General features: G+C 70.8%; 19 protein-coding genes. 6 read left to right on the plus strand and 13 right to left on the minus strand.

The window, feature by feature from the left end; genetic code table 11:
• The first annotated feature begins 81 nt into the window (after positions 1–81).
• A complete protein-coding gene (locus EAO79_RS06535; RefSeq protein ID WP_124768442.1) occupies positions 82–2,760 on the plus strand; it encodes an alpha-L-rhamnosidase in 2,679 nt (892 codons plus the stop codon).
• A gap of 17 nt (positions 2,761–2,777) precedes the next feature.
• Here EAO79_RS06535 and EAO79_RS06540 read toward each other — a convergent pair whose 3' ends face one another.
• Positions 2,778–4,190 carry an HNH endonuclease signature motif containing protein gene (locus EAO79_RS06540; RefSeq protein ID WP_124768443.1) on the minus strand — a complete coding sequence of 471 codons (1,413 nt, stop codon included), beginning with the start codon at positions 4,188–4,190 and terminating at the stop codon, positions 2,778–2,780.
• 146 nt (positions 4,191–4,336) lie between these two features.
• On the opposite strand from EAO79_RS06540, the gene EAO79_RS06545 reads away from it, so the two are divergent.
• Positions 4,337–5,791 carry a threonine/serine exporter ThrE family protein gene (locus EAO79_RS06545; RefSeq protein ID WP_079704767.1) on the plus strand — a complete coding sequence of 485 codons (1,455 nt, stop codon included), beginning with the start codon at positions 4,337–4,339 and terminating at the stop codon, positions 5,789–5,791.
• A 131-nt stretch (positions 5,792–5,922) separates the two neighbouring features.
• Here EAO79_RS06545 and EAO79_RS06550 read toward each other — a convergent pair whose 3' ends face one another.
• The 11 genes from EAO79_RS06550 to EAO79_RS06595 all read right to left on the minus strand — a co-directional run bounded on the left by EAO79_RS06550 (position 5,923) and on the right by EAO79_RS06595 (position 17,505).
• On the minus strand, positions 5,923–7,158 hold the full coding sequence (locus tag EAO79_RS06550; RefSeq protein ID WP_124768445.1) for an MFS transporter: 1,236 nt from the start codon (positions 7,156–7,158) through the stop codon (positions 5,923–5,925).
• Positions 7,159–7,296: 138 nt separating this feature from the next.
• Positions 7,297–7,437, minus strand: a complete 141-nt coding sequence (locus EAO79_RS19035; protein ID WP_159877259.1) for a hypothetical protein — start codon at positions 7,435–7,437, stop codon at positions 7,297–7,299.
• On the minus strand, positions 7,427–7,879 hold the full coding sequence (locus EAO79_RS06555) for an SRPBCC family protein (RefSeq protein ID WP_124768446.1): 453 nt from the start codon (positions 7,877–7,879) through the stop codon (positions 7,427–7,429). The genes EAO79_RS19035 and EAO79_RS06555 overlap by 11 nt, the downstream gene beginning before the upstream one ends.
• A gap of 154 nt (positions 7,880–8,033) precedes the next feature.
• Positions 8,034–8,720 (minus strand): response regulator, encoded by a 687-nt coding sequence (locus tag EAO79_RS06560; RefSeq protein WP_079704770.1) that lies wholly within the window; start codon positions 8,718–8,720, stop codon positions 8,034–8,036.
• Positions 8,717–11,212 (minus strand): DUF4118 domain-containing protein, encoded by a 2,496-nt coding sequence (locus tag EAO79_RS06565; RefSeq protein WP_124768447.1) that lies wholly within the window; start codon positions 11,210–11,212, stop codon positions 8,717–8,719. Before EAO79_RS06565 ends, EAO79_RS06560 begins: the two co-directional genes overlap by 4 nt.
• A gap of 76 nt (positions 11,213–11,288) precedes the next feature.
• Positions 11,289–11,897: a potassium-transporting ATPase subunit KdpC gene (kdpC, locus tag EAO79_RS06570; RefSeq protein ID WP_079704772.1), complete on the minus strand. Its 609-nt coding sequence runs from the start codon at positions 11,895–11,897 to the stop codon at positions 11,289–11,291.
• Between the two features lie 92 nt (positions 11,898–11,989).
• On the minus strand, positions 11,990–14,155 hold the full coding sequence (gene kdpB / locus EAO79_RS06575) for a potassium-transporting ATPase subunit KdpB (RefSeq protein ID WP_124768448.1): 2,166 nt from the start codon (positions 14,153–14,155) through the stop codon (positions 11,990–11,992).
• Between the two features lie 2 nt (positions 14,156–14,157).
• The gene (gene kdpA, locus EAO79_RS06580; RefSeq protein WP_124768449.1) at positions 14,158–15,831 is read right to left on the minus strand and encodes a potassium-transporting ATPase subunit KdpA; all 1,674 of its coding nucleotides are present in this window, start codon (positions 15,829–15,831) and stop codon (positions 14,158–14,160) included.
• Positions 15,831–15,920 (minus strand): K(+)-transporting ATPase subunit F, encoded by a 90-nt coding sequence (gene kdpF, locus EAO79_RS06585; RefSeq protein ID WP_056009336.1) that lies wholly within the window; start codon positions 15,918–15,920, stop codon positions 15,831–15,833. Before kdpF ends, kdpA begins: the two co-directional genes overlap by 1 nt.
• A 209-nt stretch (positions 15,921–16,129) precedes the next feature.
• Entirely contained in the window at positions 16,130–17,068 is a 939-nt protein-coding gene (locus EAO79_RS06590; protein ID WP_206428296.1) for a hypothetical protein, read from the minus strand.
• Complete coding sequence (locus EAO79_RS06595; protein ID WP_241161008.1) at positions 17,065–17,505, minus strand: carboxymuconolactone decarboxylase family protein; 441 nt, start codon at positions 17,503–17,505, stop codon at positions 17,065–17,067. Before EAO79_RS06595 ends, EAO79_RS06590 begins: the two co-directional genes overlap by 4 nt.
• A 35-nt stretch (positions 17,506–17,540) precedes the next feature.
• Here EAO79_RS06595 and EAO79_RS06600 point away from each other — a divergent pair, with 35 nt between their 5' ends.
• Positions 17,541–18,089 (plus strand): ABATE domain-containing protein, encoded by a 549-nt coding sequence (locus tag EAO79_RS06600; protein ID WP_124768450.1) that lies wholly within the window; start codon positions 17,541–17,543, stop codon positions 18,087–18,089.
• 33 nt (positions 18,090–18,122) lie between these two features.
• Here the strand turns inward: EAO79_RS06600 and EAO79_RS06605 are convergent, their stop codons facing one another.
• Complete coding sequence (locus tag EAO79_RS06605) at positions 18,123–18,815, minus strand: FadR/GntR family transcriptional regulator (protein WP_124768451.1); 693 nt, start codon at positions 18,813–18,815, stop codon at positions 18,123–18,125.
• 138 nt (positions 18,816–18,953) lie between these two features.
• On the opposite strand from EAO79_RS06605, the gene EAO79_RS06610 reads away from it, so the two are divergent.
• The 3 genes from EAO79_RS06610 to EAO79_RS19205 all read left to right on the plus strand — a co-directional run bounded on the left by EAO79_RS06610 (position 18,954) and on the right by EAO79_RS19205 (position 22,821).
• Positions 18,954–20,624 (plus strand): 2-isopropylmalate synthase, encoded by a 1,671-nt coding sequence (locus EAO79_RS06610; RefSeq protein ID WP_124770094.1) that lies wholly within the window; start codon positions 18,954–18,956, stop codon positions 20,622–20,624.
• A gap of 50 nt (positions 20,625–20,674) precedes the next feature.
• Positions 20,675–21,841: a hypothetical protein gene (locus tag EAO79_RS06615; protein WP_124768452.1), complete on the plus strand. Its 1,167-nt coding sequence runs from the start codon at positions 20,675–20,677 to the stop codon at positions 21,839–21,841.
• A 113-nt stretch (positions 21,842–21,954) separates the two neighbouring features.
• Positions 21,955–22,821 carry an AraC family transcriptional regulator gene (locus EAO79_RS19205; RefSeq protein ID WP_206428297.1) on the plus strand — a complete coding sequence of 289 codons (867 nt, stop codon included), beginning with the start codon at positions 21,955–21,957 and terminating at the stop codon, positions 22,819–22,821.

Genomic DNA, 22,821 nt, shown 5'->3' on the forward strand with positions numbered 1-22,821 from the left:
GTCCCCAGCGCCCTTGATCGCGCTTCCCACCACTCCGCTCACCCGGGTCCGCTCCGACCGGGAGAAAGGCGACGTCTCGCCATGACCACCTCCATCACCGCCACCACGTCCGACCAGGCCGGCCGTCCTCCCACCGCCGTAGCCGAGCAGGTCACCGTGACCGCGCCACGCTTCGAGCACCTCCGTGAGCCGCTCGGGATCGGCGTCGCGTCGCCGCGGTTGTCCTGGAAGCTCACCGCTCCGTCCGACTTCGAGCAGTCCGCGTATCAGGTCGAGGCGGTGCGCGCCGACGGCCGCACGGAGGCGGAGCCGGTCGCCTCCTCAGAGCAGGTGCTGGTCGACTGGCCGTTCGAACCGCTCGAGTCGCGTGAGGCGGCAGTGGTTCGGATCCGGGTTCAGAACCGTGACGGTGCGTGGTCGGCGTGGAGCGAGTCGGCGACGGTGGAGGCCGGCCTGCTGGAGCCGTCCGACTGGTCGGCGGCGCCGGTGGGCGGCGCGTGGGACGAGGACCCGGAGGCCGAACGGCGACCGTCACTCGTCCGTCGGGAGTTCTCGCTGCCGGACGACATCGTCTCCGCCCGCCTGTATGTGACCGCCCACGGGCTCGCCGAGGTCGAGATCAACGGGAGCCGTATCGGCGCGGACGCCCTGGCGCCGGACTGGACCGTCTACGGCGAGCGCCTCACGTACCGCACGTACGACGTCCTCGACGCGCTGCGTGCGGGCGGGAACGCGATCGGGGCCTGGCTCGGTGACGGCTGGTACCGCGGCCGTATCGGCTTCCACGGCGGGTATCCCAACCTGTACGGGGCCGACCTGTCGCTCATCGCGCAGCTCGAGGTGACGCACGCCGACGGCACGCGCACGACGATCGCCACCGACGCCGACTGGACGGCCGGGTTCGGGCCGATCCTCCGCAGCAACCTCTACTTCGGCGAGCACTACGACGCGCGTGAGGAGGTGGCCGGGTGGTCGCTTCCGGGGTTCGACGGGGAAGGCTTCTCTCCCGTCGCCGTCGGGTCGCGCGATACCGGGACACTGGTGGCGCCGCAGGGGCCGCCGGTCCGGAACACGCAGGTCGTCTCGCCGGTGGAGGTGACCACCTCGCCCTCCGGCGCCACGGTGCTCGACTTCGGGCAGAACCTCGTGGGTCGCCTCCGCATTCGCGTCTCCGGAGCGCGCGGGACGACCGTGCAGCTCCGCCATGCGGAGGTCATGCAGGACGGCGAGATCTACACCCGTCCGCTGCGTGGTGCCCTCGCGACCGACCGGTACACGCTGCGTGGTCCGGCATCCGACGCCGATGCCGCCGACGAGGCCGATCACGTCGAGGTCTGGGAGCCGCGCTTCACGTTCCACGGATTCCGGTACGCCGAGATCACGGGATGGCCGGGCGCTTTCGATCCGTCGGACGTCGAAGCGCTCGTCTACCACAGCGACATGGAGCGCACGGGGTGGTTCGAATCGTCCGACCCGCTGCTCGACCGGTTGCACGAGAACGTGGTCTGGGGGATGCGCGGCAACTTCGTCGGCCTGCCGACCGACTGCCCGCAGCGGGACGAGCGGCTCGGCTGGACCGGGGACATCCAGGTGTTCGCCCCGACGGCGTCGTTCCTCTACGACTGCGCGGGGTTCCTGGGCGGGTGGTTGCGGGACGTGGAGGCGGAGCAACTCGACGACGGGACCATCCCCTGGTACGTCCCGGTCATCCCTGGTGGCAGCGAGTGGACGCCGATCCGGCCGGGCGCGGTGTGGGGCGACGTCGCCGTCCTGACGCCGTGGACCCTGTTCGAACGGTTCGGAGACCGCGGGGTGCTCGCGACGCAGTATGAGAGCGCGAAGCGGTGGGTGGACCTCGTCGACCGTCTCGCGGGGCCCGGCCACCTGTGGAACACGGGCTTCCAGCTCGGCGACTGGCTCGACCCGGCTGCACCCCCGAACGACCCAGCCGATGCCGCGACCGACCGCTACCTCGTCGCGACCGCGTACTTCGCGTGGTCGGCGAAGCGACTGGGGGAGACGGCGGCCGAACTCGGACTGACGGCCGACGCCGAGCACTACGGGCGGCTCGCAGCGGCGGTCCGGGACGCCTTCGCCGCGGAGTACGTGCTCGAGACGGGCGAGCTGACGAGCGATGCGCAGACGGCGTACTCGTTGGCACTGGAGTTCGGACTGTTCCCGACCCCGGAGCAGCGGGACTGGGCAGGTCGTCGGCTCGCCCAGCTCGTCGCCGCGGCCGGCAACCGTATCGCGACGGGCTTCGCGGGGACACCGCTCATCACGGACGCGTTGACCGACAGCGGCCACCTGTCGACCGCCTACGACCTGTTGTTCGAGGACGAGTGCCCGTCGTGGTTGTACACGGTGAAGCAGGGCGGCACGACGATCTGGGAGCGCTGGGACAGCCTCCGCCCGGACGGGACCGTGAACCCCGGCGGGATGACGTCGTTCAACCACTACGCCCTGGGGGCCGTCGCCGACTGGATGCACCGCACCATCGGTGGGCTCACGAGTGTCGCGCCCGGGTACCGTCGGGTGCGGATCGCACCTCGACCCGATCCGCGACTGACGTCGGCCACGGTCGCGCACGAGTCGCCGTATGGGCGCATCAGTGTGTCCTGGCGGGTCGCCGGGGAGGCGTTGGAGGTCGATGTGGTCGTGCCCGTCGGTGTCACCGCGGAGATCGCCCTCACCGGTGCGGAGGAGCAGGTGGTCGCGCACGGTGAGCACCGGTTCGTGGTGCCGGTCGTCTCGGACTGAGCCCGGGTCGCCCAGGTTCACCCCGTCTCGGCGAGCTCGGGTCTGGTCTCGTGTCGTCGGCCGTCGGGTGTGGTCCAGGTGAGGACGCCGCCGGGGTGGTGCTCGAGGTTCCAACCCGGCAGGTGTTTCAGCCGGTGATGATGTCGGCAGAGACAGGCCAGGTTGTCGACAGCTGTCGTGCCGCCGTCCTGCCAGGCGACCGAGTGGTCGAGGTCGCAGCTCCGGGCGGCTCGTCCGCAGCCCGGGGCCCGACACGTGGTGTCTCGCAGGCGGACGGCGCGCGCCAGGTCTGCCGGTACCCGGTACTGCTCGCGCCCGACGGACACGACGGCTCCCGTTTCCGGTTGGGTGAGGAGACGGGTCATGGAAGGGGCCGTGACGGCGAGTCGGGCGGCGGTGTCGGGGTCGATCGGGCCGTAGCCGTCGAGCACGCCGGGTTCGTCGGTGACGCCGAGGGTGGACAGGGCCGGGACGGTCATCTGGACGGTGGCCCGGATGCGGGCCTCGATGCCGACGGGCTCGGCGAGCAAGGGGTCGGCCCCGGCGGCGACCGCCTCCTCCGCGATCCTGGCTGCGTCGTCGAGCGGCGCGGAACCGGGCAGCCAGGTGAACGTCCCGGTCGTCTCCGGGTCGACCGGGATGGGACCGACGTCGTCGCTCACCGTGCCGGCCACGGCGAGCGACGCGAGGGCGTCGGCGCGCAGCTGCGAGAGCGTGCGGGTGTCGCCCGCGATCCGCGCCGGGACCGCGACGGCGTCGAGGCGGTTCCTGATCGCGTGCGCCAGCGGGGCGGTGGTGAACAAGTGCAGCCAGGCCATGCCGTCGGCCGCAGCTTCGAGCTCGACACGGCGGTCGGTGATCGAGCGCGTGCGTCGAGCGGTGATCGATTCGGGGTGCAACCGCTCCCGTACGACCCTCGCGCGCTGCCGGAGGCGTGCGGTCGTCGATCGGAGGGCCACGGGCAGCACCTGCTCGAGGAACACCGAGCGGCCCTCTGCCGGGACGTCGCGCAGCTGGTCGGTGATCGCGCGGGCGTGACCGCCGCTGATGGAACCCTGCGCGAGGGCCTCGAGCACGGTGGGTGCGTGGTGGACGAGGGCCTCGGCGTCGCCGACCCGCGCCTGGAGCGTCGGTTCGGACATCCTCGTGGCGATCGCGAGCGACGCGCACATCGACCGCCGCGCGAGGTCGCGGGCGTCAGTCGAGGTGGTGCTCGCGGAGACAAGCGCTGACGCGGTCGCATCGGCGTAGGAGAAGGCTTCAGCCAGCAGCTGCGCCTCCTCGGCGTCGACCGCCGCGCGTCGGCGGGCGAGGTCGACGAACCGATCGGTGAACGACGCCATCCGAGCAGCGAAGGCATCGCTCGGGTGTTCCGGATGCCCCGTGCGCTCGTGCGTTTCGAGGCCCTGGATCGTGGCGGTCTCGGTCATGACCCCAGTCCACCATGGACCACTGACATTCGAGATGATCACGAGGATTCGGGCCGCTCGGACCCGCCCATCGCCTCGCACAGACGACCGCCGAACACCAGGGCGAGCCAGCCGTCACCGGTGGCTCGTACGATGAGCGGGTGGGTATGCGTTCGCTGCTGAGTCAGCTGGCCGGGGGAATCCGAGGAGCGGCGCCGGAGGGCGTCGACGAGCAGGCGGTCGTCCGCCTCAATGCGGAACGGCCCGTGCGCGAGGTGCTCGAGCTGGCCGGCCGGATCGGCGAGTCGATGCTGGCACTCGGAGCCGCAGCGGCCGAGGTCACCGACGCCATCCGTCGCGTGTGCCGTGCGTTCGACCTCGAATGCCAGGTCGACCTCACCTTCACCTCCATCCTCATCGCGCACGACGGGTCCGAGCTGTCACCGGGCGTCACCGTGCTCCGCGTGGTCCGCTCGCCCTCCGCCGACTTCGACCGCCTCGCCAAGGTCGTCGTGGTCGCCGAGGGCATCACCAACCGATCCGAACCGATCATGACGGTCACCGACGTCGCCCGCGACGACGAGGCCGACCTCCGCGACGAACTGCACGCCCGCCTCGGCGCCGCCCACCGCGACCTCGACCGCATCCTCACCGCACGACGGACCTACCGCCGCGGCTTCGTCACCGTGCTGCTGTCGACGATGGCGGCGGCCGTCGCCGTCCTCCTCGGGGGCGGCGTCGTCTCGATGCTGCTCGCCGCCGCCACCACCGCGCTCATCGACAGCGCTTTCCGCGCACTGAACGTCTGGAAGCTGCCGGTCTTCTTCCTGCAACTCACCGGGGCGGCCATCGCCACGACCGTCGCCGTCCTCATCTCGATCCTCAGCCCCTACGTCCCGGACGACCTCTCGGCCCTGCCGCCCGCCCTCATCGTCGCGTCGGGCATCGTCGTCCTCCTCGCCGGCGCTTCGCTCGTCGGGGCGGCCGACGACGCGATCAACGGGTTCCCCGTCACCGCGAGCGGACGGCTCGTCGAGGTGATGCTCCTCACCATCGGGATCGTGGTCGGCATCGGTGGCGTCCTCGACCTCGCCCGGCGCCTCGGCATCTCCCTCGTCCTCTTCGACCTCCCGGTGAGCCCGTGGCCCGTCGCCGTGCAGATCGTCGGCGCGGCCGTGGCCTCCGCCGCCTGGGCGATGGCCTCGCAGGCGGCCCTCCGTGCAGCGTTCTTCGCCGGGGTCACCGGCGCGATCGCGTTCTCCGTCTTCGTGTTCGTCTCCGGCAGTGGCGTCGCGCCCGCCGCAGCCAGTGCGCTCGCCGCGCTCATCATCGGCTTCGCCGCGGAGGCGCTCGGCCCGCGGCTGCGCATCCCGGCGATCATCCTCACCATCTGTGGGATCGTGCCGCTGCTGCCCGGGCTCGCGATCTACCGCGGCATGCTCGCGCTCGTGAACGGCGAGCAGGGTTCCGAGGGGGTCGAACAGCTGCTGCAGGCGGGCCTCACCGGCCTCGCGCTCGCCGCCGGCGTCACGCTCGGCGAGATCCTCGCCCGCCGCACGGGCGTCTCCGGCCGCGTGCTGCTGCCCGGGTACATCCGGCGCTCCAAGCGCCACCCGCGCTGAGCAGCCCCGGTCACTGAGCTTGTCGAAGTGCGCCCTTCGACAGGCTCAGGGACCGGGATGGTGTTGCTCAGGGACCGGGATGGTGTTGCTCAGGGACCGGCGACTGCGGCTCAGGGACCAGCGGTTGCGACTCAGGGACCGGTAGGCGAGGCCGTCCGCTGCCGCTCCTGCGGCTTCGCCGCGGACGTCAGGAAGGACGCCAGGACGACCACCGCGAGCACGACGATCATCGCGCCGCGCAGACCGAAGTGCTCCCCGAGGAATCCGAGCAGCGGCGGCCCGACGAGGAACGCGACGTAGCCGGCCGAGGCCACGGCGCCGACGGTCGTCGTCGGATCGTCGCTCTCACCCGCCGCCGAGAGGGTCACCGGGAAGCCGAGCGCCGCACCGAGCCCCCACAGCAGCACCGCGAGCCCTGCGACGAGGACACTGTCGGAGAAGACGACGAGCCCGATCCCGACCGCCGACACGAGGGCGCTCACCCGCAGCACGTTGGCCTTGCCGAAGCGGGCGAGGAGCGGTTCACCGGCGAAACGACCGATCGTCATGGCGAGTGCGAACCCGGCGAAGACGATCGATCCGACGGCTGCCGTGGTGCCGTGCCCGTCGACCATGATGAGCGGCAACCAGTCGCCGGCGGCGCCCTCGGCGAGCGCGAGGGCGAGCACGATGAGCCCGAGGAAGATCACGCGCTGCTGCCGCCAGACCGCGAGCTGCGCACGGATCCCGGGGGAGCCAGCGCCCGTGTCCGACTGTCGTCCGGTCTCGGCCGGGATCTTCGGGATCGCCCACAGCAGCGCCGCCAGCGCGACGGTCGCGACGATCAGTAGATGGATCATCACCGGGAAGGCGATCGCCGTGAGCGCGATGCCGGCGACCGAGCCGATGACGGAACCCAGGCTGTAGCAGCCGTGGAGCACGGGCAGGATGGACCGCCCGGACAGCTGCTCGATCATCGCGCCCTCGATGTTGATCGCGATCTCGGCGAGGCCGAAGCCCAGACCGATGCCGATCAGACCGAGGAAGACACCGACGCCCTGCCCGGCACCCGCCATGAGGGCGAGGAGCGCGAGTCCGATGACGAACGCCGCTCCGCCGATGATGATCGGGCGACGCGCACCGAACCGACGGACGAGCGCTGCGGACGACAGGATGCCCGTCATCGATCCGACGGAGATGCCGAAGAGGATGAGTCCCATCTCGGCGGTGCTCGCGTGCACGAGGTCGCGGACGGCCGGCGTCCGGACGATGAAGGACGACAGGCCCACGCCGACAGTGAGCATGAAGACGAAGATCGCCCCGCGCCGCCGCCGAAGAGGGGCGGACAGCGCGGGGCGGGGGTTCGCCTGACCGGCGCGAGCACTCATGCTCCGAGCCTAGAGGCGACGGGAGTGCCGGCCGGCGGGGATCAGGTGATCAGCCCGACGGATTCTCGACGGGGTCGCCGTCGGCGTCGGTCCCCGTCTCGGGGCGGTGCTCGCCTCGGACGGGCCGACGCCGGAGGATCAGCCCGACGGGTTCTCGACGGGGTCGCCCTCGGCGTCGGTGCCCGTCTCGGGGTCGACCTCCTCGGGCTTCGGCACGTCGTGCTTCACGTCGTCGTCGTGCGTGTGCGGGGGACCGGGGCGGGGGCCGTCACTCGACATCGCCACGCCATCCCTGTCCGGTCTGGCCCTCGGATTCGACGAGCTGCTTGAAGTTGCCGAGGTCCTTCTTGACCGCATGGCCGGCCACACCGACGGCTGCGCCGAGGTGCTCGAGGAGGCCCTTGGGCTCCCAGTCCAGCTGCACGGTGACACGCGTCTTGGCGTCCTCCAGGCGGTGGAAGGTGACGACGCCGGCGTGGTCCGCCTCGCCGCCGGTGCTGTTCCAGGCGACGCGCTCGTCGGGGTGCTGCTCGGTGATCTCCGCCTCGAAGGTGCGGGTCTGTCCGGCGACGGTGACCGTCCACTCCGTGAGGGTGTCGGTGACCTGCGTGATCGAGTCGACCTCGTCGAGGAACTTGGGGAAGTCCTCGAAGCGGGTCCACTGGTTGTAGGCGACGGAGACGGGAACGTCGACGTCGATGGTTTCGATGACCTGGGTCATGGGCGCCATCCTCTCTGGTTCTGCGGTACCTGCATGGGTCTCGTCCGGAAAGCCCGGACGCGACTGCGACGGTACGCGTGCAAGCTGCGATTCCGGGGGCATGGCCTCGGGCGCTGCAACCTGTTACCCTGCCCGACTCGACGCGAGCGCTCGCTCAGAGCTGGAAGCGGTACCCCATGCCGGCCTCGGTGAGCAGGTGGCGAGGGGTGGCGGGCTCCGGCTCGAGCTTCTTCCGCAGCTGCGCGATGTAGAGGCGCAGGTAGCCGGTGTCGGTCACGTGCGTCGGACCCCAGATCTCCGTGAGCAGCATCTGTCGGGTCACGAGCTTGCCGGCGTTCCGGATGAGCAGCTCGAGCACCTGCCATTCCGTCGGCGTCAGACGGACGGTGGCCGGGGACGCACCAGGGGTCTGCTTGGTGACCTGCTTCGCGGCGAGATCGACCACGATGTCGCCGAACCGCACGGTGGGTTCGGCCTCGGCGCCGGGGACCCGCCGGGTGAGCGCGCGGATCCTCGCGAGCAGTTCGTCAATGGCGAACGGCTTCGTCACGTAGTCGTCGGCTCCGGCGTCGAGCGCCTCGACCTTGTCCGTCGATCCGGCACGACCGGACACCACGAGGATGGGCGCGTCGGTCCAGCCGCGGAGGCCCTCGATCACCTGCCGCCCGTCGAGCCCCGGCATGCCGAGGTCGAGCAGGTACAGGTCGGGGCGGTGCGTCGTCGCGGCGTTGAGCGCAGCGGTGCCGTCTTCGGCCGTGATGATCTCGTAGCCCCGGGCGGTGAGGGTGATGCGCAGGGCCCGGAGGATCTGCGGGTCGTCGTCGGCGATCAGGATCTTCATCGAGCGGTCCCCTCCTGATCACGTGCCGCCGGCAGTGACACCACCATGGTGAGGCCCCCACCCGGCGTGTCCTCCGGTTCGAGTGTGCCACCCATCCCCTCGACGAAGCCCTTCGACAGCGCGAGTCCCAGGCCGAGACCGGTGAGGTTGTCGGTGTCGCCGAGCCGCTGGAAGGGGACGAACACGTCCTCCCGCCGGTCGGGCGCGATCCCCGGACCGTGGTCGACGATGCGGATCTCGACGGCGTCGCGGAACCAGCTCGTCGCGATCCGGACCGGGGTGTCGTCTGGGCTGAAGCGCTGCGCGTTCGTCAGGAGGTTCACGATGACGCGTTGCAGCAGGCCGGCGTCCGCGAGGACGGGTGGAAGATCGGGCGCGAGGTCGAGCTCGGCGTCGTGCGGCCCGATGCCGAGCTCGTCGAAGGCCGGCAGGATCGCGTCCTCGACGTCGATCGGCGCGACGGTCACGGCGAGGACACCGGCCTGGAGGCGACTCACGTCGAGCAGGTTCGTGACGAGGGCCGCGAGCGTGCGCAGACTGTCGTCCGCGGTCTCGAGGAGGTCGTGGCGGTCCGCCGTGGTGAGTTCGACGTCGGTCGCGCGCAGGCCGGTGACGGCGGCGGTCGCGGCGGCGAGGGGGCGCCGGAGGTCGTGACTGACCGCCGAGAGCAGCGCGCTCCGCACCCGGTCTGTGGCAGCCAGCGGGCCGACCTCCCGGGCGGTGGCGCGCAGATCGGTGTGCTCGAGCGAGGCGTCGAGCTGCGCTGCGATGACGGCGAGCAGGCGGCGGTCGGACGCGGCGAGCACCCCGCCGTGCAGTTCGAGTACCGCGCGGGTGCCGATCGGGATGCTCGTGAAGTCGCCGCCGCGGGTCGGTTCGCCGTCGACCGCGAGGACCTGCTCACCCGCGACGAGGCGCACCCCGGCGAGCGAGAAGGACTCGCGGGTCCGGCTGACGAGCGCCTGCAGGGCGCCCTCGCCGCGGAGCACGCTGCCCGCGACCGTCGCGAGCAGCTCGGACTCCGCGGCCGCGCGCCTCGCCGTGCGAGCCCGTCGCGCCGAGAGGTCGACGACCCCGCTCACGATCACGGCGATGACGACGTACAGCACGAGCGCCACGAGGTGCGCCGGATCGTCGATCGTCACGGTGTAGAGCGGTTGGACGAAGACGAAGTCGAGCGTGACGCCCGACAGGACGGCAGCGAAGACCGCCGGCCAGAACCCGCCCACGAGCGCGACGAGCACGACGAGCAGCTGGTACGACAGCACCTCGCTCGTGATCGACTCCTCCGTGCGGGCAAGGTGGAGGAGCCAGGTGACGAGCGGCCCGCCGATGAGCGCGAGCGCGAAGCCCGCGATGTGGCGCCGTGCGCTCAGGGCGCCGCCGAGCTTCGGCAGCCGGAACCGCCCGCCCGCCGCTTCGTGGTTGACGATGTGGACGTCGATGTTGCCCGACTCGCGGATGACCGTGTTGCCGATGCCGGGACCGGTGACCGCGGCGGACAGGCGACTGCGCCGGCTGACACCGATGACGAGCTGCGTCGCGTTCGCCGCCTTCGCGAAGTCCACGAGCGCACGCGGCACGTCGTCGCCGACGACCTGGTGGAAGGTGCCGCCGAGGGTGTCGACGAGCGCTCGCTGCTGCGCGAGTGCACCGGGGTTCGCGGACCGGAGGCCGTCCTGCGTCGTCACGTGCACCGCGATGAGCTCGCCACCGGAGGAACGGGCGGCGATCCGGGCGCCGCGTCGGAGCAGGGTCTCGCCCTCCGGACCGCCGGTGAGGGCCACGACGACCCGCTCACGCGCCTCCCAGGTGCTGTCGATGCCGTGCTCGGCGCGGTAGTCGCGCAGGGCGGAGTCGACCTCGTCCGCCAGCCACAGCAGCGCCAACTCGCGCAGTGCCGTGAGATTGCCGAGGCGGAAGTAGTTGGACAGTGCGGCGTCGATCCGCTCGGCCGGGTAGACCCGGCCGCCGGCGAGCCGGTCGCGGAGGGCCTGTGGAGCGAGGTCGATGAGTTCGATCTGGTCGGCCGCCCGCAGCACGGCGTCGGGGATCGTCTCCCGCTGCGGCGCCCCGGTGATCTGCCGGACGACGTCGTTCAGCGACTCGATGTGCTGGATGTTCACCGTCGAGAGCACGGAGACGCCGGCGGCGAGCAGGGCCTCGACGTCCTGCCAGCGCTTCTCGTTCGTGGAGCCGGGGGCGTTCGTGTGGGCCAGTTCATCGACGAGCGCGAGTCCGGGGTGGCGTGCGAGGACGGCCTCGAGGTCCATCTCGTCGAGCGTCACGCCCCGGTGCTCGACGCCCCGACGCGGCAGCGTCTCGAGCCCCTCCGTCAGGGCAGCGGTCGCGGCCCGACCGTGGGTCTCGACGACCGCGACGACCACGTCGACGCCCTCCCCGGCGAGGCGGTGCCCCTCCTCGAGCATGGCGTAGGTCTTGCCGACCCCGGGGGCCGCGCCGAGGAGCACCCGGAGTCGTCCGCGCTGCATGGTGTTCAGTTCTCCTGGAGCATCGCGCTCCGCCTGCCGACCCCGGGGGCCGCGCTGTGTCGTCCGCGCTGCATGGTTATCCGTCCAGTCCTGCCACGGCGAGGTTGAGCTGCAGGACGTTGACCGTGGACTCCCCAAGGTAGCCGAGGTCGGGGCCCTGCGTCAGGCGCTCGACGAGGGCACGGACCTCGTCCTCGTCGAGGCCGCGCTCGGCGGCGACACGGGGCACCTGCAGCAGTGCGTAGGCCGGGCTGATGTGCGGGTCGAGGCCGGACGCGGAAGCCGTCAGCGCGTCGGCGGGGATGCTCGACGGATCGACGTCCTCGAAGGCGGCGATGGCCGCGCGGCGCTCCTCGATCGAGGCGACGAGGTCGGTGTTCTCCGGCCCGAGGTTGCTGCCGCTCGACGCGCCACCGTCGTAGCCGTCGCCGGCCGCCGACGGACGCGACTGGAACCACTGCGGCAGCGGCTTGCCGTCGGCGTCGGTGAACGACTGCCCGATGAGCGCTGAGCCGACCGTCGTGCCACCCTCGGTGACGGCGGATCCGTTCGCCTGCCAGGACATCGTCGCCTGCCCGATGCCGGTGACGATGAGGGGGTAGCCGACGCCGAGGACGACGGTGAGGGCGAGCATGGCCCTGATGGCGACCCAGTACTGGGCGATGCCGCTGCGGGATGCACTCATGATGTTCTGTCTGCTTTCGTGTGCTGGGTGAGGTTCAGAAGCCGGGGATGAGGGTGACGACGAGGTCGATCAGCTTGATCTGGGTCGTCGGCTCAGAAGCCGGGGATGAGGGTGACGACGAGGTCGATCAGCTTGATGCCGATGAACGGCGCGATCACGCCACCGAGCCCGTAGACCAACAGGTTGCGGCTGAGGACCTTCGAGGCGCTGAGCGGTCGGTACTTCACACCGCGGAGGGCCAGCGGGATCAGGATCACGATGATGATGGCGTTGAAGATGATCGCCGAGAGGATCGCCGACGCGGGGGAGTGCAGCTGCATGATGTTGAGCAGTGCGAGCCCCGGGAACACCCCGGCGAACATGGCCGGGATGATCGCGAAGTACTTGGCGACGTCGTTCGCGATCGAGAACGTCGTGAGCGCGCCTCGCGTGATGAGCAGCTGCTTGCCGATCCGGACGATGTCGATGAGCTTCGTCGGGTCGGAGTCGAGGTCGACCATGTTGCCGGCCTCCTTCGCAGCGGAGGTGCCCGTGTTCATCGCGACACCGACGTCGGCCTGTGCGAGCGCCGGAGCGTCGTTCGTGCCGTCACCGGTCATCGCGACGAGGTTGCCGCCCTCCTGCTCCTTGCGGATGAGCTCGAGCTTCTGCTCGGGCGTCGCCTCGGCCAGGAAGTCGTCGACTCCGGCCTCGGCGGCGATCGCCTTCGCGGTGAGCGGGTTGTCACCCGTGATCATGACCGTGCGGATGCCCATGGCGCGCAGCTCGGCGAACCGCTCCGCGATGCCGGCCTTGACGACGTCCTTGAGGCGGACGACGCCGAGCACCCGCGCGGTGCCGCTGGTGTCGGTCTGCGCGACGACGAGCGGGGTGCCGCCGCCGGCGGACACCGCCTCGACGTGCTCCTGGAGCTCGGCGCGGGTCGCCTCGGCGAGGGGGCCGAACGAATCCACCCAGGCCAGCACGGCCGAGCCTGCGCCCTTGCGGATCTGTGCACCGTCCGGCTGGTCGAGGCCGCTCATGCGGGTCTGCGCGGTGAACGGGACGATCTCGCCGGCCCCGGACCCGTCCAGGTGGATGCCACGCTCGGCCGCGAGGTCGACGATCGACTTGCCCTCGGGCGTCGGGTCGCTGAGCGAGGACCGGGCGGCGGCCTGCGCGAGTTCCTCCGGCGTGACCCCGCGGAGGGCGATGAACTCGACCGCCTGCCGGTTGCCGTAGGTGATGGTGCCGGTCTTGTCGAGCAGCAGGGTCGTGACGTCGCCGGCGGCCTCGACCGCGCGGCCGGACATCGCGAGCACGTTCCGCTGCACGAGTCGGTCCATGCCGGCGATGCCGATCGCCGAGAGCAGGGCGCCGATGGTCGTCGGGATGAGGCAGACGAGCAGGGCGATGAGGACCGGGACACTGACGGGAGCCGCCGCATAGGAGGCGATCGGGTTGAGCGTCAGCGCCACGACCACGAACACGATCGACAGGCTCGCGAGCAGGATGTTGAGCGCGATCTCGTTCGGCGTCTTCTGCCGCGCCGCACCCTCGACGAGGCCGATCATGCGGTCGACGAAGGTCTCACCGGGCTTCGAGGTGATGCGGACGACGATGCGGTCGGACAGCACGCGGGTGCCGCCCGTGACGGCGCTGCGGTCACCGCCGGACTCGCGGACGACCGGGGCCGACTCGCCCGTGATCGCCGACTCGTCGACCGAGGCGATGCCCCAGACGATGTCGCCGTCGCCCGGGACGAGCTCGCCGGCGGTCACCACGACGACGTCGCCGAGGGTGAGGTCCGCGGAGGAGACCTGGCCGATGGCGGCGTGCTCCGCGGACGGGTCCGCCGAGGCGTCGTAGTCCGTGACCTGGTTCGCCATGGTCGAGGTGCGCGTCTTGCGGAGGCTGTCGGCCTGCGCCTTGCCGCGTCCCTCGGCGACGGACTCAGCGAGGTTCGCGAACACGACCGTGAGCCACAGCCAGATCGCGATGCCCCAGGTGAACGACGCCGGCACGGCCGAGCCGCCGGACTCCTGCGCACCACCGAGGAACGGTTCGGCGATCGCGAGGACGGTGGTCAGTGCCGCGCCGACCTCGACGATGAACATGACCGGGTTCTTGACCATCAGCCGCGGGTCGAGTTTGCGGAAGGCACCCGGGGTCGCGGCGAGCAGCTGCGCCGGACCGAACGCGGCCTTCGCGGGCTCATGGTGGTGGTCCTGCTCCTGCTCGGGTTCCGCCGGGGCGGGAAGCGTGTGCGTGGTGGACATGGTTATGACAGCCCTTCCGCCAGGGGACCCAGCGCGAGTACGGGGAAGTAGGTGAGTGCGGTGATGATCACGGCGACACCGGTGAGGAGGCCGACGAACTGCGGCCGGTTGGTCGGGAGCGTTCCGGTTGTCGACGGCACCCGGTCCTGTGCGGCCAGCGAACCGGCGAGCGCGAGGACGAGCACGATCGGGACGAAGCGACCGAGGAGCATCGCGACACCGAGCGCCGTGTTGAACCACGGGGTGTTCGCCGTGAGACCGGCGAACGCGGAACCGTTGTTGTTCGACGCAGAGGTGAAGGCGTAGAGGACCTCGGAGAGGCCGTGGAGGCCCGGGTTCCAGATCGACGTCGTCTCCACATCCGAGCGGACGCCGGGGATGGCGAAGCTCAGAGCGGTGCCGGCGAGCACGAGGGTCGGCGTCACGAGGATGTACAGGCTCGCGAGCTTGATCTCCCGTGGGCCGATCTTCTTGCCGAGGTACTCCGGCGTCCGGCCGACGAGCAGCCCACCGATGAACACGGCGATGACGGCGAGCACGAGCATGCCGTACAGGCCTGAACCGACGCCGCCGGGGGCGATCTCGCCGAGCATCATGTTGATCATCGGCATCATGCCGCCGAGTGCCGTGTAGGAGTCGTGCATCGAGTTGACGGCACCCGTCGAGGTCAGCGTCGAGGTCGAGCCGAACAGCGTCGAGGCGAAGACGCCGAAACGCTGCTCCTTGCCCTCCATCGCACCGCCGGCCGCCATCGGTGCCGCTCCGAGGCCGCGGGCTTCGAGCGCCGTGAGGATCGAGAACGAGGCGAGGAAGATGACGCCCATGACCGCGAGGATCGTGTAGCCCTGCTTGTGGTCGCCGACCATGCGGCCGAAGGTGCGCGGCAGGGAGAACGGGATCGCGAGCATGAGGATGTTCTGGACGAGGCTCGTCCAGGCGGTCGGGTTCTCGAAGGGGTGCGCGGAGTTCGCGTTGAAGAACCCGCCGCCGTTCGTGCCGAGGAGCTTGATGGCCTCCTGCGAGGCGACCGGTCCGCCGGGGATGGTCTGCGTCGCGCCCGTGATGGTCGTGACGTCGGTGAAGCCGTTGAGGTTCTGGATGGTCCCGCCCGCGATGAGCACGACCGCCATGACGACCGAGAGCGGCAGCAGCACGCGGAGGGTGCCGCGGGTGAGGTCGACCCAGAAGTTGCCGATGGTGCCGCTGCGGCGACTCGCGAAGCCTCGGACGAGGGCGATGGCCACGGCGATGCCGACGGCGGCGGAGACGAAGTTCTGCACCGCGAGGCCCGTGAGCTGCACGGTGTAGCCCATCGTGACCTCGGGGGAGTACGACTGCCAGTTGGTGTTCGTGACGAAGGACACGGCCGTGTTGAACGACAGGCCCTCGGGGACGGCGGGGAGGCCGAGTGCGAAGGGCAGGACGGCCTGTGCACGCTGGAGGGCGTAGACGAGGAGGACGCCGACGAGCGAGAAGGCGAGCACCCCGCGGAGGTAGGCCTGCCAGGTCTGCTCGGAGCGGGCGTCGACACCGATCACGCGGTAGAAGCCGCGCTCGACGGCGAAGTCCTTGCTCGAGGTGTACACCCGGGCGAGGTACTCACCGAGCGGACGGTAGAGCAGCACGAGGACCAGGACGAGGGTCGAGACCTGGAGGATCGCGAAGAGGGTCTGCATCAGAACCTCTCGGGTTTCACGAGCGCGTACACGAGGTACACGACGGCGGCGACGGCCAGGACGGCGGCGAGGAGTTCGAAGACGATCACAGTCTCTCCACTCCCCGGGCGACGAGGCCGACCAGAGCGAACACGGCGATGACGCCGAGCACGTAGACGAGGTCGAGCAAGAGGACTCCAGTGGGTGCGTGGTGCGGGTGCGTGGTGCTGTGTCCCGTTCGGGACAGCTCAGAGCCAACACCCGTCAGCGACCTCCGACGGCGGTCCTCACGGTTTCCATACGCCTTCCGCGTGGATCCTCACGACCTCCCTACGGTGCGTGGTGCGCGGGGCTCGAACGCCCACGCGCGGGCGGGGTTGTCGCGGGTGATCGTCGACACCGCTTCCGCGCCGAGGGCCTGCGCCAACTGCGGTGCGACGGTCGTCAGGAGCGCCGCCGGACCGTACTCCTCCGGCCGAACGCGGGAGGCGGACGTGGTCGTGTCGGCGCCGAGGAGCAGCGCGGGCAGGTGTCCGTCGTCGATGAGGATCTCGAGGACCCGCGCCAGTCGAGCGGGGTCCATCGGATGAGCCGGCGATGGCGTGTCGAGGCACACCCACGCGCCGGAGCGAGCCGCCTCGAGGATCTGCTCGAGGTGAGGGTTCCGGCCGAGATGCCCGAGGACGATGGACCTCGGGTCCACCCCGTCGGCGTCCAGCGCCGCCAGGACGAGCTCGGCCGCCGCTCCCTGCTCGAGGTGCACCGCGATCGGCGCTCCGGTGGCGTGATGCGCCACTGCAGCGGCCCGCAACGCGTCCCGCTCGTCCTCGGCGAGGCGATCGGGGCCGACACCGATCTTGATCAGTCCGCACCGGTGGCGGTCGACGTCGTCGATGAACGCCGCTGCGAGCTCGTCGGCCGAGCGCGTGGGTTCCGCAGCGCCGTCGGGGTAGACGCGTCGCAGATGTCGTCCGGTCGCTGCCACGACGTGGACCCCCCTCGACGCACTGATCCGCCGGAGCGCCGGGAGGCCGCGTCCGAGACCCCGAGGCGTCCACTGGACGACGGTCCTGCCGCCCAGCGCTGCGAAGCGCGCGACCGCGGTCGTGGCGTCAGGCTCGTCGACCAGGTCGTCACCGGCCAGGACCGGTGTCCGGAGGAAGAGGTGGTCGTGGGAGTCGACCACGCCCGCCGTGGCCGGGTCGATGTCGCCGAGCACCGTGCGGATCACCCGGGTCTCGAGCCGCACCCGGGTCACCGGGCGTCGTCGTCGCGGTCGGTCGCCGGTGGCTCGGTCGCCGCCTCGGGGAGGAGCCGCAGGGCCGCCATCACCCGGGGCAGCCCGACATACGGCACGAGGTGGACGAGCGCCTCGGCGAGCTCGGTCCGGGTCATCCCGATCCGGAGCGACGTCGTGAGGTGACCGCTGAGTTGTGGGTCGACGCCGCCGAGCGCCGTCAGCGCACCGATGATGAGCAGTTGTCGGTCGCGCGGCGTCAGGCCGTCGCGTTGGTAGGTCCCACCGAACACGGCGCCGACGATCCACTCGTCGAAGCCCGGCGCCGCCGCATCGACCGTCGCGCGCCAAGCCGCGGTCGTCGTCTCGTCCTGCAGCTCCGCCAGTCGTTCGCGGCCGGCCGCCACATCGAACACCTCGTGCATCGTCGCTCCCTGCATCGTCGCTCCCTCGTTCACCCCTGTTGTAACGGTTGACACGTTACACTCGAACCATGACGACCGAGACCGACTTCCGCTTCGACGGCGGAGCCACCTGGCTGAACCTGCTCGCCACGCATGGACAGAGCTTCGGAATGCGGCCGGTGGAGCGGATCGGGACGCCCGAGGCGGGGCATCGGTGGCTCGGCCTGGTCGGGTTCGGTGTGGATGGCGAGCTGAGCGCCGACGACCTCGATCGCCTCGTGAGGCTGCGGGAGTCGCTCCGCGAGCTGGCGATGGCGGCGGTCGCCGGGCGCGAACCGGCCCCGGACGATCTCGCGCAGGTGCGTGGGCACGCGTCGAGTTCGGCCGGAGCGCTGTGGAGCGGTCCCGCTCCGGATGGCGTCCCGCTCGACGCGGCGCTCGCCGCGATCGCCGTCCAGGCACTGGTCATGCTGCAGGGGCCGGACCGGGAGCTGTTGCGTCAGTGCGCCGAGGTCGACTGCCGCTGGGTGTTCCTCGACACCTCCGGCAGGCGGCACTGGTGTCCGTCGCCGGCCTGTGCCAGTCGTGGCCGGGTCCGCGCCCACCGTGCGCGGCAGGGGGGTTCTCGCGCCGGATGACACGGCGCCCATGGGCTCATCCCGCTGCGTCGGTCACGACGGGCCGTCACTCCGCTGGCGGGTCAACCCGTCGCGGAGGGCGACGAGGTGGGTGCGGCTGCGGTCGAACGCCGCGGTGGCATCGCGATCGGCGACCGCCTGCACGATGTGCTCGTGGACGAGCTGGTCGTGGTCCGTCCCCGGCTCGCCGCTGAGGCGGAGCATCTGGATCATCGCCTCGCGGCTGCGCTCGGCGAAGGTGTCGAACAGTTCGGTGAGGATCTCGTTCCCGCTCGCGGCGACGATGCTCCGGTGGAGCGCCGTGTCGGCGTCGACCCGCCCCTCGATGGTCGCGCGATCGGTGTTCCGATGGGCCAGCGCTGCCCGGATGGCGGCCAGATCGGACGCCGTGTGGCGTTGCGCGGCGAGGGCCGCCGCTTCGCACTCGATGGCGATGCGCGCCTCGATGACCGAGCCGATCGCGGTCCGCAGGACGAGTGCGTCCCAATCCTGGACCGGCGTGCGCGACCGGAGGAAGTTCCCCGATCCCTGCCGGGTCGACAGCACGCCCTGGCCGGCCAGCTGGCGGATCGCCTCGCGCATCGTCGAGCGGCCGACGCCGAGCTGCGGTGCCAGGGTCGTCTCGCCGGGCAACTTCTGGCCGATCTCCCACTCGCCGGCCTGGATGCGCTGCAGGAGCAAGCGTGCGACCTGGTCGGAGAGTGATTCACGGTGCACGGTATCCATGTGTCGATCATAGTCCTCAGCTTGTCTGACAAGTTGTGTTAGCGTTACCGCGTGATCCCCTCAGACTCCCGACTCTCCACACCCGCCGGCCCCGTTCCGTCCTCCGCGCCGAGCTGGAATCGCCAGCGCCACTCGCAGATGCCGTCCCACCGGTACCAGGACCTGTACTCGCGGGTGGACGTCCCGCTCCTCGACCGCACCTGGCCGTCGCGCCGCCTGACCGAGGCGCCGCTCTGGGTGCCGGTGGACCTTCGCGACGGCAACCAGGCGCTCGCCGAGCCCATGGACCCCGAGCGGAAACGGGCGTTCTTCGAGCTGATGGTCACCATGGGGTACAAGGAGATCGAGGTCGGGTACCCCTCCGCCTCGCAGACCGACTACGACTTCGTCCGCTTGATCGCCGAGACCGACATCGCTCCCGAGGACGTCACGATCGTCGTCTTCACGCCCGCCCGCCGCGACCTGATCGAGCGCACGGTCGAGTCGATCCGTGGGATCCGGAACCCGGTCGTCATCCACCTGTACACCGCGACGGCGCCGCTCTGGCGGGAGGTCGTCCTCGGACACGACCGCGACTCACTCCGCGCGCTCATCCTCGCCGGCGGCTCCGACGTCCTCGAGTTCGCCGGCGACCTCGACGGGGTGCGGTTCGAGTTCTCCCCGGAGGTCTTCAACCTGACGGAGCCGGACTACGCCCTCGAACTCTGCGACGCCATGACGACCCTGTGGGACGCCTCTCCGGACCGCCCGGTGATCCTCAACCTGCCCGCCACCGTCGAAGCGGCGAGCCCGAACGTCTACGCGGACCAGATCGAGTACATGCACCGGAACCTCGACCGTCGTGACGCCGTCATCCTGTCGGTCCACCCGCACAACGACCGCGGCACCGGGATCGCGTGCGCTGAGCTCGCGGTCCTCGCTGGCGCCCAACGCGTCGAAGGATGCATCTTCGGCAACGGCGAGCGGACCGGCAACGTCGACCTCGCGACCCTGGCGCTCAACCTGCACGCGCAGGGGGTCGACCCGATGATCGACTTCTCCGACATCGACCACATCCGTCGGGTCGTGGAGCACAGCAACCGCATCGAGATCCACCCGCGCCACCCGTACGTCGGCGAGCTCGTCCACACCGCGTTCTCGGGGACGCACCAGGATGCGATCAAGAAGGGCTTCGCCGAACACCGAGCGCGGGCTGACGCGACCGGCAGCCGCCCGGAGGACCTCCCGTGGCGTGTGCCCTACCTGCCGGTCGACCCCGCGGACCTCGGTCGGAGCTACGAGGCGGTCATCCGCGTGAACTCGCAGTCCGGCAAGGGCGGCATCGCCTACCTGCTCGAACGCGACTACGGCATCGAGATGCCCCGTCGTCTCCAGGTGGACTTCTCGCGTCGCGTCCAGCAGCAGGCGGACGAGACGGGTCGCGAACTGGACGCCGAGGCGTTGCTCGCGGCGTTCGAGCGCAGCTACCTGTCGGCGACGCCGTCTCGGGTCGAGCTGCTCGAGGTCGATGTGACGACGACCGGCGAGACCTCGCGGACGACGATCGGTCTCCGGATCGACGGGGACCGCCATGAGGCCACCTTCGCCGACGTCGGTCCGGTCGAGGCGGCGACCCGTCTCCTCGCCGACCACGGCGTCCACGTCGAGATCGTCTCCCTGCATCAGACGTCGCTCAGTGCCGGGAGTGGCGCCGAGGCCCTGACCCTCCTGGAGATCCGCCGCGGGGCGGAGACGGTGTGGGCAGCCGGGCGCCATCGCTCCGTGCTGGAGGCGTCGGTCCGCGCCGTCGTCAACGCTGCGAGCCGGTAGTCGCCCTGCCCTACGCTGGGAGGCTGAGGGCGTCGAGGGGATCTGGATCAGTGGAACTGCGGTGGCTGACGGCGCCCGAACACGAGGTCGCCGCGGCGATGGCGGATGAGCGTCGCTCCGGCCGGCCCAAACGGGTGCCCACCGGGCGGAGGGTGCTCTTCCATCTCTACTTCAGCCTCGTCCTTTGGTACCTGGCGATCGCGCTCGTCTCGGTCGGGGTCAGCGTCGACGAATACCACGACCGTCGCGTCGAGCCTGATGACGTCATCGGCCTGGTCGTCGCCGCGCTCGTCCTCGTCGGGCTGCTCGTCGGTGCCTGGTTCCTGTACCGCTGGTCGCGACGCCCGCCGTCGCCGAAGGCGCGTCTCGCCGGATGGCGGACCCACCTGACGGCGGTGGCCAACGGCCTCGAGGAGGAGTCGAAAGGACGGGCGATGTTCTCCTCGCTCATCACCACGACGGGGAAGTACAACAACGCCTTCATCACCGTGCCGGGACCACAGGTGCAGTCGTATCCGCGATTCGTCCGAGGGAACATCGAGTTCGGCAACCTGGTCGACGACGTGAAGCGGTCGAGGGACTGGCATTACCTCGTGGTGCGGCTGCCTGCACCCCTCCCGCATCTGCTGCTCGATGCGACGACGAACGACACCGTCCGCAGCGACCTGCCGCCGGGCGTCGACCGGGGTCTGCAGATCTCCCTCGAGGGCGACTTCGACCGGTGGTTCCGCGTCTACGCGCCGTCCGGGTACGGAGCGGACGCGCGATACGTGCTGACCCCCGACGTGATGTCGTCGCTCGTCAGCACCGCGGCGTACTACAACGTGGAGATGGTCGACGATCGGATCGTCTTCTTCAGCAGGCCGGCCGCCGACTTCGCCTACGCCGCTCCCTGGGTCGCCATCGATGCGATCCTCACCGACCTGGTGCCGCGTCTCATCACGAGGGCCGAGCGGTACCGCGACGAACGAGTGGCGGGACAGGACGCCGAGAGCGTCCTCGAGGCGGCGCGGGACGCCATGGAGGCTGAGCAGGTCTGGACCCGGAAGGAGACGGTCGTCGGCGAGGAGGGCCGTCGCCTCACGGTGCGCGCGCGCTTCCATGCGATCTGGGTGGCTGTCGGTGCGGTCAGTTGGCTCGTCACCCGCACGCTGCTCTACTTCATCCCCGCCGCCTTCGCCTTCGCGGGGTTCATGTCCGTGGTGGACGGGCGCTAGCCGCGACTGAGTCGCCCGATTCTGCTCGGATCCGCGCCGAGATCGGACAGATCCGGGCGACTCAGCGGGCAGGGTCGCGGAACATCCGGCGACGCGTTCGCGTTCGCATCGGTGTGACCCTCACCGCGACCCCTCCAGCGTCGACGATCGACACCTTCGATCGCGCACTCGCGAGCCTCGAGTGGACGATCCACGGCACCGACCGCGACCGCCTCGCCGCGGGCACACCGCTGCGGCGACCGCACACGGCGTCCGGTTTCGTCTACCTCTCCAGTGGACGCGTCCGCCTCACCGCCGCCGACGGCACCCGCGACCTCGACGCCGGCGACCTCGTCTTCTTCCCCCGCGCCCACGCCACGACGGTGGTCGCGCTCGAGGACGCCGAGCTCCTCGACGTCGCCTTCACCCCGCCGGGTCAGCGCCAACAGGTGGCGGAGACGCTGCCCGAGCACCTGTACGTCGCCGACTTCGCCGGGCAGGAGCCCTCGATGGTGGCGCTCATCGAGGGCATGGGCTGCCCGCAGGCGACTGGCCGTCCGCGGCCGGGCGACACCGTCATCTGCAGCCGCATCGCGACCACCATCGTGTCGGCAGCGCTCCGCACGTGGAACGAGGCCGGCTGCGCGCCGGATCGCTGGCTGCAGCGCATCGGCGACCCGCACATCGGCGCGGTCCTCGACGCCCTGCACGCCGAACCGGGGCGCCCATGGACCTTCGAGACGCTCGCGCGCATCGCCATGATGTCGCGGTCGGCGTTCGCGGAGCGGTTCCGCGAGGTCGTCGGGCACACCCCGCGCGCCTACCTCACGACCGTTCGCATGGAGACGGCGAAGGGGCTCATCCTCACGGGCGACGCGTCCGTGGCCGAGCTCGCCGGCGCGCTCGGCTACGTGTCGGAAGACGGCTTCGCGCGCGCCTTCCAGCGGTACACGGGCCTGACGCCGGCCCGTTGGCGCGCTGAGGCGGCGCTCGCCGCGTAG

It is taken from the genome of Plantibacter sp. PA-3-X8, from assembly GCF_003856975.1.
In the GTDB taxonomy this organism is placed as follows: domain Bacteria; phylum Actinomycetota; class Actinomycetes; order Actinomycetales; family Microbacteriaceae; genus Plantibacter; species Plantibacter auratus.